Annotated in this window: 11 protein-coding genes; 6 read left to right on the top strand and 5 right to left on the bottom strand. The window is 33.0% G+C overall.

All coding sequences use genetic code 11. The features are described from left to right. Positions 1-47: 47 nt before the first annotated feature. Both K319_RS0108520 and K319_RS0108515 read left to right on the top strand, forming a co-directional pair. A complete protein-coding gene (locus K319_RS0108520) occupies positions 48-1,391 on the top strand; it encodes a DUF4270 family protein (protein ID WP_034671598.1) in 1,344 nt (447 codons plus the stop codon). Between the two features lie 57 nt (positions 1,392-1,448). Then, the gene (locus K319_RS0108515; protein ID WP_027383277.1) at positions 1,449-2,633 is read left to right on the top strand and encodes an OmpP1/FadL family transporter; all 1,185 of its coding nucleotides are present in this window, start codon (positions 1,449-1,451) and stop codon (positions 2,631-2,633) included. A 127-nt stretch (positions 2,634-2,760) separates the two neighbouring features. Here the strand turns inward: K319_RS0108515 and K319_RS0108510 are convergent, their stop codons facing one another. The 5 genes from K319_RS0108510 to K319_RS0108495 are packed head-to-tail and all read right to left on the bottom strand — an operon-like array spanning position 2,761 to position 5,130. After that, positions 2,761-3,150, bottom strand: a complete 390-nt coding sequence (locus K319_RS0108510; protein ID WP_156907076.1) for a 5-fold beta-flower protein — start codon at positions 3,148-3,150, stop codon at positions 2,761-2,763. A 7-nt stretch (positions 3,151-3,157) separates the two neighbouring features. Then, a complete protein-coding gene (locus K319_RS21325; RefSeq protein WP_084403423.1) occupies positions 3,158-3,499 on the bottom strand; it encodes a DUF2085 domain-containing protein in 342 nt (113 codons plus the stop codon). After that, a complete protein-coding gene (locus K319_RS21505; RefSeq protein WP_156907075.1) occupies positions 3,500-4,303 on the bottom strand; it encodes a zinc ribbon domain-containing protein in 804 nt (267 codons plus the stop codon). A gap of 13 nt (positions 4,304-4,316) precedes the next feature. After that, on the bottom strand, positions 4,317-4,694 hold the full coding sequence (locus K319_RS21910; RefSeq protein ID WP_027383275.1) for a zinc ribbon domain-containing protein: 378 nt from the start codon (positions 4,692-4,694) through the stop codon (positions 4,317-4,319). A 10-nt stretch (positions 4,695-4,704) separates the two neighbouring features. Further along, positions 4,705-5,130 (bottom strand): hypothetical protein, encoded by a 426-nt coding sequence (locus K319_RS0108495; RefSeq protein WP_156907074.1) that lies wholly within the window; start codon positions 5,128-5,130, stop codon positions 4,705-4,707. A 679-nt stretch (positions 5,131-5,809) separates the two neighbouring features. Between K319_RS0108495 and K319_RS21760 the strand changes: the two genes are divergently transcribed. The 4 genes from K319_RS21760 (at position 5,810) to K319_RS0108475 (ending at position 16,025) form a co-directional block, all read left to right on the top strand. After that, on the top strand, positions 5,810-7,033 hold the full coding sequence (locus K319_RS21760; protein WP_051230544.1) for a hypothetical protein: 1,224 nt from the start codon (positions 5,810-5,812) through the stop codon (positions 7,031-7,033). A 9-nt stretch (positions 7,034-7,042) separates the two neighbouring features. After that, positions 7,043-8,623: a T9SS type A sorting domain-containing protein gene (locus K319_RS0108485; RefSeq protein WP_027383273.1), complete on the top strand. Its 1,581-nt coding sequence runs from the start codon at positions 7,043-7,045 to the stop codon at positions 8,621-8,623. Between the two features lie 5 nt (positions 8,624-8,628). Continuing rightward, positions 8,629-12,129, top strand: coding sequence for a DUF5977 domain-containing protein (locus tag K319_RS0108480; protein WP_034671596.1), 3,501 nt, complete (start codon positions 8,629-8,631; stop codon positions 12,127-12,129). Between the two features lie 101 nt (positions 12,130-12,230). Further along, positions 12,231-16,025 carry a DUF6443 domain-containing protein gene (locus K319_RS0108475; protein WP_027383271.1) on the top strand — a complete coding sequence of 1,265 codons (3,795 nt, stop codon included), beginning with the start codon at positions 12,231-12,233 and terminating at the stop codon, positions 16,023-16,025. Positions 16,026-16,029 lie beyond the last annotated feature (4 nt).

Here is a 16,029-nt window from a genome sequence, read left to right as displayed (position 1 = left end):
TTATTTTAGCTCTATATTATAGTCAGTGTATGTTTACAAAAAAAATAATGTACAAATATCTTTTGTTGTGTGTTTCTGTTCTCCTCTTATGTTCCTGCGAGAGAGAAAGCAACACGTATGAAGTAGGGAATTCTTGGATGTCTGCACAGTCCAAAGTTGTAATGGTCGACACGCTTACGCTGAAAATGTCAACCATCATGGTGGACTCTGTGGTAACGTCCGGAAAAAGTGAAATGCTGGTGGGAAATATAAAAGATAATACATTTGGTAGGGTAACGTCGTCTTCTCTCTTTGAGTTGACACCAGAGAGTTATAATCTTGCAACGACAAGCAATGTGGTTTTTGACTCCATTGTAATGTACCTTACCAATATAGATTCTTATTATGGCGATACGCTCAAAACGTTCAAAATGGATGTCCATCCGATGGAAAGCAGAATAAAACTGGATAATGGCTATCTCTATAATAAGAGTAAATTTAATTATTCGGCCAGTTCGATAGGAACCACCGAGTTTCTTCCGAGGCCAAATACGGATAGTAGTTTTGTAAGAATCCGTCTTGACCAGAGTTATGGTCAGGGTCTTTTCAATCTTTTGAAAAGTAAGGATGCTAATAACCAAGAATATTTTCTTAATTTCTATAAAGGTTTAGCATTAGTTCCCTCTTCTGATAACAATGCCATGCTGCGTTTTGGGATCAGTTCGTCTTATGAAGTTCAAATCAGCAATACGACCAAAGAAAAAGTCTCCAATGTTGTTAGGATGTATTATCACACAACTTCTCAAAACGGGACCGAAGATGTGAAATATACACTCGACCTCAATCCGAGTACAACGTATCAATATAACAAAATAGATAGTGATTTTACGGGCTCGGAACTGGCTAATCTCACACCATCAACACCAATTGAATCTAAAAATCTGGGTAATAAAACTTATCTGATGTCAGGTATTGGTGTTTATACGAGAGTGGAGATTCCTTATCTGAAAACGCTGAAGAATCTTTATGATAATTATAAAATCATCAGTGCAAATCTAACCCTGAGTCCGGTAGCGGGATATTATTCCAAAAATTTTTATAATCCGACACCTCTTTATTATTATTTGGGAGACAAAAAAAATACAGTCGTTTCGCCTTTTTATAATTCAGACGGTACAACTGAGGTCACCATCGCTTTTTCGGATGAAAGTGAGTTCCAGAGTGATCATGCTTATACCGTTGATATGTTGAGTTATGTCAATAATATTCTTTCGGAAACCTCGGATTCCCATTATAATATTTTGATCTATCCATCTTCTTATATGGATGTTCTGGCGGGGAAGGCAATAGTAGGCGATTCTAAAAATAGTACCAATCCGGCCAAGCTTAAACTTTACATTCTAGGTTATTAATTTTAGAAATTTATGTGTCAAAAAATTAAAATAATGATATTTTTTGCTGGAATATTTATGCAGAAAGTATATGCTCAGGATTCCTCGCCTTATTCTTATTTCGGGATTGGAACATTCAATAATGTTGATAACGCAAGGAATATTTCTTTGGGAAATACCGGTATAGCTCTGGAATCTCCAGATTACATCAATTCTAAAAATCCGGCATCTATTACCTCGATCGGGATACAGAATGTCATCTTCGATGTCGGAGGGTTTCTAAAGAGCAACAGTATTTCCAGTAATCAGGGGACAGACAAAAGGATCAACGGTAATTTCACCAACCTGGGATTGGCTATGAGAATTTCAAATAAATTCTTCTTAAGTGCTAATGTGCAACCTACAACTTCCACGGATTATCAATTTGACTCCGAAATACCCATAGAAGGGACATCCAGCAATTATCCCATTACTTATGAGGGAAGTGGCGGGATCTCCAATCTGGGTGTCGGTATAGGTTATAGGATCAATAATAATTGGAGCGTTGGTGGAAAGGCGAAGAATAATTTTGGAACCATCATTCGTAAAGAGATCATTACCACAACAACTGAGCTTGAGATAAGCCGAAATATAAGATATACCGGATTTAGTTATGGATTAGGAACCCAGTATAACAAGTATTTTCAAAAAGAAAGACTGCAATTGACTTTGGGAGCAATTGTTAATTTCAAGAGTAATCTGAATGCCAAAGGAGAAACGATCTATACAGAAAACAGAGATTATAATAATAGTGTTACGACCAAACTTTCCTCAAAAGACTCTACGCTTCCGCTGGAAGTTGGGTTAGGGGTAAGTGTCTTGAAAAATGACAGATATCGTTTCAGCTTTGATTATACACAAAGTAACTGGAACGATGTGAAAAATACTGTTACCAAAGAAAAATATTACAAGCAACATGTTTATGGATTGGGCTTTGAACTTCTTCCAGAAAGAAAAAATAGCCCGATTTTTTCGGAAAATCTGATCTACCGCTTCGGACTCAACTATGATACAGGTTATTACAAGGTTAATAACAGAGAGATCAATAAAATGGAAGCTACAGTAGGAATTGGAATACCCATGAACAAGATCAATCTGAATGTTGGCTACGGCTATGGTAAAAGAGGTCTTTTAAATAATTCGGCTATAAAGGAAAATTATCATATGCTGAATATCAGTGTGGATTTCCTGGATAAATGGTTCGCAAAACGATATCTGAATTAAAAATAAAAAAAGGAACTTTTAAGTTCCTTTTTTTAGTGGAGTTGGAGGATATAGAATAATATAATGATAATGGTGTTTTTAGAAAGTATATTTCTATTTTGCTACCTATGTTGCTACCAAAATATTCCTATAAATAAAAATAGAAAAACAATATAATCTCTCTCCTTTTCAAGCCATCTGAACGACCAATTAGATGCCCTATTTCATCATAAAGATAACTCCCATTAACCTTACCAATTAATCGTCCAGAACCATTATAAAAATATTTTCCATCTGTTCTTTCGATCTGTTTTCCAGAACCATTATAAAGGTAATTGTTATCCGTTCTTCCTATTTGATGCCCAGAACTATCATATAAATAATTCTTGTCTGTTCTACCAATCAAATGACCTGAACCATCATAAAAATAATTTCCGTCAATTCTTCCAATCTGTTTACCCGACGCATTATACATTCTTTGTGATTTGACCAATGTTATTGTTAAAAGGAGACTTAATATTGTTAATAATGTTTTCATTTGGATGTTAAAATGTTGAAATTAATAAGTGAGTGATCTGTTTAGAAATTATTACTGTCAAAGACATAGTTCCAATACCAGATATAAAACCCGTCATGAGTCTTCTCATATTAGTACTTTCGAGATTGAAGACTGCCTGAATAAAACCGTCAATATAAGTGGGAATGATCATCAATATAGAAATGAGTATATTCAAGTTAATGAAGTTACAGAGAAACAGAGGTAGTGAAAGATATCCCAAATAAATTCCGGTACATCTTGCACATAAAGGAAATTTCTTTCCTTTCCAAAAGAATGATCTTTCAGGTTTTTTATGACAAAAAGAGAACTGTATTTTCAAATTACCCATTTATTGTTCAATGTATTGTTTATAATCTTCAGGGAAGGTCCAGGTACTAAGATTTTTTCTTGTACATCTTTCTGAACAGAATATTCCTCTCGATATTAAACCTGCATCAGTATACATTGGCGTATCAATCCTTTCATCCCCTGCATATTCAAGATTTTCCAATTTAGTTATATCATTCTTTATAGACCCATTATCATCTAAGTAACTTGTCCAGTAATAACTGCCTATCCAAGAAATACTCCTTCCACACTGTCGGCAATGGTAGGATTTGCTCCGTGAATCCATTATTTCTAATTGATAATCCGAATCTTCGTCAGATATTTTTGCAGTAGCAGAATCAATAAGAGCAGCTGATGAATCAGTTTTCTTAAATGTGGAATCAACACTATTGATTGATTCAATATCTTCTTGCGATAAGGTATCACCCACTATTTCCTTATAGAAAATTGAAAAAATTGTAAGAATTATAACTAAAACAATAGAAAATGCCCATCCCCATAAAGAAGAGTGACACGCAGACTCGGCTTTTTTTGGTTTCAAATTTTTATTTGAAAAATATAAAACAATTCCGACTATGGGTAGGCAAAAGGACAGAACTTTTAATCCACCATCTAATCTGTCATCTAAATCAATGTTTACTTGCTCAACATTTATGCTTTCGTTCGTCTCTAATTTTTCATTTAATGTTTCTTCTTGTTGAAGTTCCTTTGATTCTTTATTAATCTCGACTTTTTGTCCGCAAGATGTACAGAATTTATCGGTTTCACTAAGTGCGTTACCGCAGGAGTTACAGAATTTTTTCATGATTTATTTTTTATTATACAATTGACTTGGCTATCACTAAAAATGTAATAAGTAAGATGATCAGGATTAATGCGATTTTACGATTCATCCTTGCGAACAAATTTGCAATCCAATCAAAAAGATAATTATATGCAAAATACATCCACGGTATTAGCCACATTATGAAAATTTTATCCTTCGAATTTGTAACGGCAATAAATATTTCAAAGGCAACCCAGAACCAAAACCAAAATCTTTTATATATTGGTTTACTTGTCTTTTTTAGATTTTCAAATTCGTTTTTAATAACATCTGAGTCTTCAGTTGGAGTCGTGCATATTGTAGTTCCACAATTCGAACAAAATTTTGAAGTTTGGGAGGTTTTGTTCCCACAATTATGACAATAGGACATTAGTTTAATTTTAATTTATTGGGTTATCAACTTTATTTATAGATATTCTTGTTAGATCAGTTTTATAATTTAGAAACCACTTGGAATCTTTTAGAACAATTAGACATTCATTGTCCCTCAGTTCCAACGTACCACTAACCTTTTTAGATTTACTGTAAACCAAAAAAGATTGATTGTTTTTTGGTTTAGATCTGGACAATTTATTTGAGGTAGATTTAATAAGAAGTGTGTCAATTAAATCACTGTTGGATTTAATGACAACTGTTTTTAATCTCATATCTATCTTGACTTTTGTTGGTGTTTCAACAATTAGATTATTTTTAGAGCCTTGTTTACCACTAGGAAGATATTTGTAATAATCATAGGTTCTTACCACTGTTGAAGAACAGGATAAAAGGATTATTGGAACCATTGAAAACCGTAAAATAGATTTCATTGTTCTCACGATGCAGGTGTCAGTTTATAATACTCACCCCAGTTCCAAAAGTGACGGTTAAAAATGAGAAAGCGTGGAACTGAAGACTATCCGTACAAGAGGTACCGCTAAGAACCCGATAACCAGATAGAACTTACAGCCCACGCCGATATATGGCATGGGCGCAAGCCTATCGAATTTGGTTATCTAAGAAGATTAGCGGTTTTCTTGTACCAATACGATAGCTTACGCTTTACGTTATTTTATATTTTTCTATGGCAAATATATTATTTTCCTTAGAATCAGATTAAAACAAAATTCCAAATTTTCTAAAAATTTTGGAAAAATTCTGCAGAGATAATTTCTCGGGAACCATTGAGTTAACTTTTTTAAGGTCAAAGACCCACGGGGCAAGGGGGGATTTATATGGGAGGGGATATAGTCCGGAGGTGTAATTCTATAATTAATATGAAAAAATTGTTTTCGTATGATTAATCTTTAAAAACTATAGAAGAGTTCTATTTAACATAATAAAAAACATATAAAATTATTTTAAAAACTGTTAAAATATTGCTATTTTCGCACCGAAAAATTAACCAATAAAAAAACTCTGCATACGCTTGGGAATTCTATTTCTGCATTCTTTGGTTATAAAAACCATTTTAACTATCAACCCTAATAAACATAAAAATTAAAAACTATGAGAAAGATACTAATAATCACAGGAATTCTGGGGCTATCTACAGTAAATGCACAACTCTATGCCCCTAGTGGCACTATAAGTGGTTCAACAGCAGATTCTTCTACAGGAAATGTAGGAATAGGGACATCAAATCCCACTAGAAAACTTACGGTAGTTGGAGATATTTATGCAGGAGGTCCTGCGTCATTAAGTTTTCAAGACGATGCAAGATATACTATAACACAGGCAAATGTCCCAACATTGTCTCCATCATCAATCTCTGTTCCCCGTTATGGTTTAATAGCCCCTAATGCAAGCGGTGCCGCCGAATTATGGGTAACAGGTTCTTCTGGAATAAGAATGTTTACAGGTGATCAGAATCCTAAATTCAACATACTTACGAATGGAAATGTAGGAATAGGAATATCTAATCCTGAATCCAAATTGGACATAGGTACAAACACGGGTCAGAAGACTTTTATCAATTATCAAAATAGATCTGCCGTGACTTTTATTCCAAATTTAGGAAGTTGGTTTCATATTAGTACAAGTGACGGAGCTTTTAATGATCTGACAATATCTCAGGGAGCCAGCGTGAATGAAAACAGATTGCTTACTATCAAACCAAATGGCGATGTAAAAATTGGTGGCACGGGTGATCCTGTAGCAAAGTTAGATGTTGGTGGTAATGCAAGATTCAATAGTTCTGGAGAATATACTTTCTTAACGCTTGGTCAGCAGGCCAATGATCAGCTTATTGTAGATAATACATCTGCAAAATCTTACGGAGGAGGTTATTTTTTCAGAGTACACAATCAAACAGCCACAAATCAATATGTGGATGCATTAATGATTGGTGAAAACGGGAATGTTGGTATCGGTGTAAATCCTTCGCAAAACAGATTAGATGTTGCTGGAAAATCCTCATTTAGTGACAACATGAAGGTTAACGCAAAGATAGAGGCTAAAGAAATAAAAGTAACTCAAACACCTACTGCCGATTTTGTTTTTGAAGAAGATTATGCTCTTCCAACATTAGAATCTGTGGAACAACATATTAAGGATAAAAAGCACCTTCCTGAGATTGCTTCTGCGAAAGAAATGGAAAAGGAAGGTGTGAATGTTGGAGAATTCCAGATTAAGCTGCTTCAAAAGATCGAAGAATTGACGTTATATACTATTGAACAAAATAAAGAACTTCAAAAACTTAAAGCAGAAATCTCAGAATTAAAATCTAAATAAAATTTAAATATGTTTTTAAAAAAGACAATAATCACTCTTATTTTTATTTTTTTTATACAAATTGTCTTTTGTCAAAAAATTGTTTGGCAAAAAACATTTGGAGGTGAACAGAGTGAATATCTTGAAAAGATAATACCTACGCCAGATTATGGGTTTTTAGTAGCAGGCAGTACTCTTTCCAACTCAAAGGGCGGACTTGATTATATTTTAATGAAAATAAATGAGCAGGGTGATTTTGAATGGGAAAAAACATATGGGGGGGCAGGAAATGATATGTTAAATAATGCGTGTCTAACCCAAGATGGAGGAATAATACTGTCCGGTAGTTCTTCATCGGACATTGGTGGAGATAAGACAGGTGAAAATATAGGGTTTTCAGATTTTTGGATAATAAAATTGAATGCTAAAGGAGATGTGGAATGGGATAAAACTATTGGTGGAAATAATACAGATAAATTGATTAGTGTATATCAGACAAAAGATAAAGGTTATTTAATTGGAGGAATATCAGATTCCGACCCTATCGAAATAGAAGGTAAACTAATTGGCAATAAATCTGAAAAAAGCTTCGGTAGTTTTGATTTTTGGATAATAAAATTAAATACAAAAGGAGATATTGAATGGGAAAAGACCATTGGTGGGAATGGGTATGACTATTTAGTTAATTGTTACGAAAAGGAAGACGGTAATTTTTTAATTGGAGGGTATTCCAACTCGTCAATATCAGGCAATAAAACTGTTAAGCTAAAAGGAGAAGGAGAGTATTGGATTATAGAGTTAAATAAGAATGGAGATATAATCTCTGAAAATAACTATGGGGGAGATGGTAATAATGAATTGAAGGCATTTACTAGGACACAAGATAATGGGCTTTTATTAGGAGGACGATCTAATTCAATAAAATCAAAAGACAAAAAAGATGATAGTCACGATTATGATTACTGGCTTCTGAAAACCAATTCCAAAAATAGCATAGAATGGCAAAAAACCATAAATATTGGAAAGGTTGATATTTTACTGGATGCTGTTGAAGACAAACAAGGGAATATTTTACTTTCTGGCTATGCGCAGACTGAAAATGCAGATGATGATAAAAACAAAAATGGAATAAATAATTATGTGGTTATCTATTTAGACAATAAAGGAGAAGAACTATGGCGAAAAAATATTGGAGGCAATCATACCGATATATTAAATAATTCGGCATTAACGAGAGATGGTGGGATTATTTTAGCTGGCACATCAGATTCTGATAAAGGTAAAGATAAGTCTGTTGCAACCAATGGACGAAATGATTTTTGGATTTTAAAAATTAATAATGAAGAATTAAAAAATCAAGATAATAGAGAGGAAATCGAAATTTATCCAAATCCAACTGACCAATTTGTTAATATATTGACGAATATCGAATATAAGGGATCAGAACTACAAATTTATGATATGAGTGGGCTTCTTCTGCAAAAATTGAATATTGTTAACACAACAACTCCTATTGATTTGAAAGGATATCCACAAGGTGTATATATAATTAAGGTTGTAAATAATAAAGGTATTTATAGCAAAAAAATAATTAAGAACAGCGCAAAATAAGATTTATGAAAATAAAATTTACCGTTTTATTATTTTTGATATACACGATTAATTTTTCCCAATTTCGATCAGGAGCCGATCCTACATTAGGAAACTCAAAAATGGAAAATGGCTCTATAGGGATATCATATGAATTATATGGAATAAGCAATAATGCAATAAAAGTTCCGGTTACGTTATATTATTCGGGCTCAAAAGGTATTAAAGTCAATGAAATGTATTCTTCTGTTGGGCTTGGATGGAACTTGGGAGCAGGAGGCAATATATCTAGGTTCATACAAGGTTATCCTGATGATGAAAACAAGGGACAAGAAAAGAAAGAGGGAATTCTTTTTAACAATAATATGAGTAGTGCAGAGTCTCTTAATTTAACCTCTGTAAACAATACTCAGATCAATGATCTGGTTAAAAAAGATTACGAACCGGATTTATTCTTTATAAATTTACCAAATGTAGGTGGGACATTTTTCTTTGACAAATCTAAGACTATCAAATGTTTAAATAAGAATATAAAAATATCTTATACTCAGGATAATAGTTCTGGAAATATAAACTCATTTACCATTGTAGACGAAGTAGGTATTAGATATGTATTTGATAAAAAATCCAGAATCACCGAAACCACGAAATTTGAGAATGCAAAAATAGAACTTGAGAATCCTGAAGATGCCGTTCGTTCATATACTACCTCCTGGAGTTTAAGCAGTATTACAGATCTAAATGGAAATAGTGTCTTGTTCAGTTATAGATCTGAAACAAAAAGATACAGAGTTTCTAAAATAGAAAAGAAAAGTATAAAAAAACTTTCTTCTAATGCTGTTACAGTTAATGATTATGATTATAATGGGTGGACGGATATTGAAGAGAATAATAATCTTGTAGAAACCATCACTTCTTCAAAAGGCGATAATTTGAAGTTTAATTATCAACTCACCAGTGATAATAGTGGGGCTTTGAGGATTTATAATCTGACCATAAACAACAAGACAAGATATGATTTTGTTCAGGATTATTTCAAATCAGGCAGTGATCAGGATCTTTCTGAGGGTAATATAAGGTTAAGGCTAGATAAGGTTACCTTAAACGACAAGCTTTTTCTTTCTTTTACATACGATAGCAAAATTTTACCAAGACGAGGTTCTAGCGAACAAGATTATTGGGGCTATTATAATAAAAATGGAGCTCAATCTCTGATTCCTAAAATCTATATTGACCAAAATGCTGCTAAGAGTAAATCATTTGTGAATTATGGTTTTGATAATTTTAATGAAAATCAATATATTATATTAGATGGAGCAGACAGAAGATCCAATATAAATACAGAAGCCTGTATACTCAGGTCTATTACTAATAAATGGGGAGGAACAGAAACTTTTGAATATGAGTTAAATACATTTTTTTCTGATAACAAAAGAATAACAGGAAATGGGCTTCGCATAAAATGGATAGAATATAAAGATGCAAATAGTACTTACAGGACGAATTATGATTATAATGAAAACTCGGGACTGTCATCTGGAAAGGTGATTTCTCTTCCTAAGTTTTCTTATGTACTTCCTGGTTCATCAATAAGATATGTGATAAATAATGATGGATACTATTATGAAACTGAAAATGGCAAATATAGACTTTATGGTAATTTATCTTTGCTTAGAGATGGTGATTCAAACTGGTCAACACAGGATAAATACTATTATACAACACAGGTTTTTTCCACTCAACAGAATAATATACTGGGTGATTTTGAAGTTAATTATTCCCAGATTAATGAAACAAGCAGTTTTTTTGAAGGTATCAGAAAAAGGTATTATGATGTCCCATATTTTGTAGATAATCTATCCTCACAGATAATGAAATATTTTACATGGGATGGATCCACAACTTATACCGACTTTACAAATAATACAGATACAGGGGGATTACCTTTCAAACCGACAACTATTCTAAATAAAAACCGAAAAACCTTAAGGAAAGAAGAAACGTATAGTAAACAAAATAATATTGTTAGCATTACTGAAAGCAGCTTTTCTGATATTAATAAAAATGATAAGACTATTTTATTAAAATATTCTTCTGCAATGATTAAGAACCCATATTTTCTTCTTCTCCCAGTTACGCCTTATATGGAAAATGGAGGCTTTCTCACCAAATATAATTTGTATGAGGATATTGATAAAACTCTTTCAAGTACGACCAATACGGATTACCTTAATGGGCAGACATATAATACATTCAAATCTTTTGAATACAATTCACGAAATTATGTAAGCAAAGAAACTTGGACAGATAGTGAGGGTTACAGCAATGAAAAAAGAATAAAATACGCTTGTGATTTTAGTATTACCGGGACACCACCTGGAGGAAGTCAAATGGAGGCTGTCAAATTTATGAATGACAATAATATTTTGAATTTCCCTATAGAAACTGTTTTCTTGAGAAATGGAAAAGTAATTTCGGGAGAAATCAATATCTATAAAAAGTTTGGTAATTCTGTACAGCCTGTTGAGAAGAAGTCCTTGGAAGTTGATAATATAAATACGGATTATTTATATGCATCAATTTCTTCTTCAAATTTCAGTATTGATTCAAGATATGATACCAAGGAATATTACGATCTATATGATTCTTACGGAAACTTGGTTCAAAAACATATTCCTAATGGTATTTATACTTCTTATTTATATGGATATACTGCTAAATACAATCTGGCAACCTTAGACAATGTTCAGTATGCTTCCATACCGTCGAACATTATTAGTACAGTTTCCACATCTACTGATGAAACGATATTGAGAAATCAATTCAGCCAATTGCGTTTACAGTTTCCCGACGCAAAAATTATATCAAAAACATATTTAGAGTTTGTTGGAAAAAATTCTGAAACCGATGAAAAAGGAACTACAACTTTTTATGAATATGATGATAGGTTAAGGCTGATTAGAACAAGAAATGATGATAATAATATTACAAAAGAAACCGAATATATATCCAAGGGGGATTATTTTTATAATATTGAGATGAACTCAACATTTTATAAAAACTGTGGGGACTACGGAATTGGAAGTGCGTATACGTATACAGTTCCAGCAAGAAAGTATACATCTACGATAAGCCAATCCGATGCTAATCAAAAGGCAATGAATGAAATTAGTGCAAATGGACAAAATACAGCAAATAGTCTAGGTACATGCACACAAATAAATTGCTCTCTTACCGTTTCTCCTTTTAACGGAGGAGGCAGCATCACAGTTGCTAATAATTCATATAAAGTTTTTATTTCATTTGGGACAGGACCCAATTCAACAAGTTTGCCTTGGACAACGACACCGGGTGTTAAAGTTGCAACTATACAGGGCAGTTGCAGACCTTCAAAAAAAGTTGACGGCTATAATGGTCAAGTGTATTATACAATTGAAACCAATGGAGATATATATTTAAGATCCCAAAATGGAGCTTTCCCCAACAATACAACTAAACAATATGAACTATATTATCAGATAAATTAAGCAGGTCAAAGTTTTATTTGATCGTCTTGAAAAGTTGGAAAACAAAAAAACTAGTTTACCGAAAGTCATTAAACTCTAAATATTCTTTTTAAAAATATAGTATGAATAAAAAATTACTATTAATAATAGGACTTGGGATTTGTTTTTTGGGATTTTCTCAAAAGACCTTGGATTATTATCAGCCACCACAAATCATCCAGGATAATGTTAGTATCAGAATGCTTCCCGGCTTTCATGCAAATTCTAATGATGGAAATTATAATAATGATTCTTTTATTGCACGAATAGGTGATCCTAATGGAAGCACACAGCCTCAAGCTACCTATACCCCGAGTTTGAGTGAGAATTACATCTATGAAAGAGTATATCTTTATCCTGCTGTTACAAGTAATAATTATGTTCCTCAAACTCAAAGCATTCAATATCTTGACGGTTTTGAAAGAGAAATACAGAAAATACAAATTAAAGCTAGTAGTGAAGGAAAAGATATTGTTCAACATATTGACTATGATAATTATGGCAGGAAATCCAAAGAATATTTGCCTTATCCTAGTAACAGCAATGGTGGGAAATTAATAAGTCCTTCAACAGCAAAACAAGAAACTCTAAATTACTATAAAAGTGCATATCCCAACGATTTTCCTAGTATAACAAACCCATATAAAGAGATGGTGTATGAGGAAAATCCAAATCCTCTTCTCGTAGAAACATCATCGCCAGGAGAAGAATGGAGCTACAATACAAGTAATGTTACTGTGAGTTCCGGTATTAGAATATCGTCTAACCATACAAATAGAGTAAATTACTTTACCAATAAATCTACTGACAATGTTAAAAAATTTGAAGTTGTTTTTACTAATGGTGACAGATTAGTACCTTCACTTGTCAATTCGGGTACTTATAATGATAATGCTTTATCTAAAACTGTAACATATAGTGAGAATTGGAATCCAGGGCAATCTAATCCAAAGGATAACACTCTTGAAGAATATAAAAATAAGACTGGAAAAATTGTATTAACAAGGTCATATATTAATAATTTATCTCAAGATACATACAACATCTATGATGCCTTTGGAAATTTAACCTATATAATCCCTCCAATGGCAAGCCAAAATACTACAATAAGTACAGATATTCTTAATGGACTTTGTTTTCAATATAAATATGATAAAAGGAATAGACAGGTAGAAAAGAGATTGCCGGATCAGGACAATTGGTCTTCAATGGTATATGATAAACAAAACCGTTTGGTGGGAAGTCAGGATCCTAATCTGAAGAATCAAAACAAATGGCAATTTAGTAAGTTTGATGTTTTTGGAAGGATTGTTTATTCGGGAGTTACCTCTAATAGCACTGCAAGACCCGCATTACAAAGTACTATAGATCTTCTGAATTCAAATAATGAATCTTTAACAAATGGAGGTTCCATTTTTGGATATTCAAACAATGCGTTTCCTTCCGGGGTTACTGTCAATGAGGTCTATAAAGTTGAGTATTATGATATCTATCCATCAGGCACTCCATTCCCTTCAGGAAATAATGTTGAAAGCCAAACCGTATTTACAAACCCTAAAGGATTAGCAACATTAACAAAAAAAAGAACAATAGCGGAAACGGCAGAAAATTCTTGGACGGATAATTATGTATTTTACGATAAATATGGAAGACCAATCAGAAATCATAATATTAATCATCTTGGAGGATATAATATTGTTGATACCAAATTGAATTTTACAGGAAAAGCTATTTATACATTGACATCCAACAAAAGAGATGCTAATGGAGTATTAATCTCTGTCAAAGATATTTTCGCTTATGATCCCCAAGAAAGAATTATCTCTCACAGACAATCAGTAAATAATCAGGCTGAAATACGAATAAAGGATAACATACTAGGGAAAGTAGGAAATGTTGTTGGCAAAAAGGTAGGAGGACTATCGATGAATACAGAATTGCAAAAAGTTGATTTTACCTACAATGTAAGAGGTTGGCTTACTGCTATTAATGATGTGAATAATCTGGGTTCTGATTTGTTTGCCCATCAGGTAAATTACAACAAACCAAATAATTCTTATATCGGAAATGCACAGTATAACGGTAATATCTCTCAAACTTGGTCAAAAACTTTTGGAGACAATAATTTAAGAGGCTATTCTTATATATATGATCCATTAAATAGATTAAAAGACGCATTTTCCTATAAAAATGGTCTAATAAATACTGCTAGTGAACGTGATATTTCTTATGATGCAGCAGGGAATATACGTTCTCTATATCGTTCGGGAGGGGATGATTTTACAGCTGTGGATATGGATTTGTTAAGCTATACATATTATGATAACTCTAACCGATTGAAATCAGTAACCGATAATATTAATAACCAGGCAGGATTTAAAGATGTAGCAGGAACCATTGATTATGAATATGATTATAATGGCAATGTTACAAAAGATAATAATAAAGGGATACTTTCAATACAGTATAATTTTATGAATTTACCCACTGTTATTTCATATATGACTAATAAGTGGATAAAGTACAAATATAGTTCGGATGGTGTCAAACTTACCAAAACCGTATATGATGGTAAGCGTACCTTTGTCACAGATTATTTAAATGGCTTTCAATACAAAGGAGATGAACTACAGTTTTTCTCTACTGAAGAAGGTTATGTATTTAATGATGGAAGTTCTTATAAACATGTATTTAATTACACAGATCATATAGGAAACATAAGAGTTTCTTACCAAGACGTAAACGGAGATGGGGTTGTAAATTCTACTGAAATTCTGGAGCAGAGTTCCTATTATCCGTTTGGTTTAAAACAATTAGGTTTTGGTACACAGATTTATTATCCAGCAGATCAATATAAGTTTAAATTTTCTGGTAAAGAATTGCAGAGTGAATTAGGACTGAATGTTTATGATTTCGGAGCTAGAAATTATTTTCCTGATGTTTCCCGGTGGTTTGGTGTGGATGAAAAAACAGAAAAGTATGCTAATATTTCTCCTTATATATATTCCGCAAACAATCCTGTTCTCTTAAGGGATGTAGATGGAAAAGATTGGGTACAGACCAATGATGGTTCATGGCATTGGAATGGAAATATCACGTCTAGAAATCAAGCTTATGCAAGGGGATTTACTGATTATGCACAACCAGGTTACACATACCAAGCTTTTCAATCTGTAGGTGTAATTAATGATGTGAAGTTAGGTAAAAATGGAGAATGGCATTGGATGGATGGAGTGGAAAAATCCGTTGATATTTTATTGGGACGACGCTATGTAGAAGATCCGTATTTACATAATCCTTGGGCTAGACCAACAATTTCCCAATCCCAATCTCTTGATACCAACTCTGCTGCTTGGGCAATGACTACAGCTTCAGGACGATTAGCTCTTGCTGGGGTAGATGGTATTAAAGGAGCGGCTTATGGGATAGGACAAGAATTTGTATTGGGGAAATTAGGATTAAATGCTTTAACTCTTGGTAGAGCTGGAGGAGGATTTAATTGGTCATCTTCTGGTTCCACAGCAGGAAATACTTTGGAAGGATTAGGAGTGCAAACAACTATAAGAACAACTGAAGTTCAATATGCTTTTTTTTCTGGGAAAGGGATGGAACAAGCCGCAAAACAAGCAGGATACTTTACGATTGGTGATACCCGTGCCGGGATTAATTTGGCTGAGATGACTAAAGGTATGGATTGGGGACCAAACAGCAAAGCATATGAATATTGGTCTAGAATGAGTGCTGCATACGCAAAAGAAGCAATTAATCATGGACAACCTATTCATATTTTTTTAAACAATCCTAACCCATGGGGAGTATATAATGTAACTGAGTATCCAATTTTAAAAAATAGCAGTATCCCATTAATTTTTCATTAGTATC

Origin of the sequence: Epilithonimonas caeni DSM 17710, assembly GCF_000426465.1 — a bacterium.
In the GTDB taxonomy this organism is placed as follows: Bacteria; Bacteroidota; Bacteroidia; order Flavobacteriales; family Weeksellaceae; genus Epilithonimonas; species Epilithonimonas caeni.
The sequence above is the reverse complement of the archived record's forward strand: the minus strand, read 5'-3'. Positions and strand labels throughout refer to the sequence as shown.

Excerpts from the sequence above, each read along its gene's own strand:
- K319_RS0108520 (WP_034671598.1), top strand. The coding sequence starts at position 48 with ATGTACAAATATCTTTTGTTGTGTGTTTCTGTTCTCCTCTTATGTTCC.
- K319_RS0108515 (WP_027383277.1), top strand. The coding sequence starts at position 1,449 with ATGCAGAAAGTATATGCTCAGGATTCCTCGCCTTATTCTTATTTCGGG.
- K319_RS0108510 (WP_156907076.1), bottom strand. The coding sequence starts at position 3,150 with ATGAAAACATTATTAACAATATTAAGTCTCCTTTTAACAATAACATTG.
- K319_RS21325 (WP_084403423.1), bottom strand. The coding sequence starts at position 3,499 with ATGGGTAATTTGAAAATACAGTTCTCTTTTTGTCATAAAAAACCTGAA.
- K319_RS21505 (WP_156907075.1), bottom strand. The coding sequence starts at position 4,303 with ATGAAAAAATTCTGTAACTCCTGCGGTAACGCACTTAGTGAAACCGAT.
- K319_RS21910 (WP_027383275.1), bottom strand. The coding sequence starts at position 4,694 with ATGTCCTATTGTCATAATTGTGGGAACAAAACCTCCCAAACTTCAAAA.
- K319_RS0108495 (WP_156907074.1), bottom strand. The coding sequence starts at position 5,130 with ATGAAATCTATTTTACGGTTTTCAATGGTTCCAATAATCCTTTTATCC.
- K319_RS21760 (WP_051230544.1), top strand. The coding sequence starts at position 5,810 with ATGAGAAAGATACTAATAATCACAGGAATTCTGGGGCTATCTACAGTA.
- K319_RS0108485 (WP_027383273.1), top strand. The coding sequence starts at position 7,043 with ATGTTTTTAAAAAAGACAATAATCACTCTTATTTTTATTTTTTTTATA.
- K319_RS0108480 (WP_034671596.1), top strand. The coding sequence starts at position 8,629 with ATGAAAATAAAATTTACCGTTTTATTATTTTTGATATACACGATTAAT.
- K319_RS0108475 (WP_027383271.1), top strand. The coding sequence starts at position 12,231 with ATGAATAAAAAATTACTATTAATAATAGGACTTGGGATTTGTTTTTTG.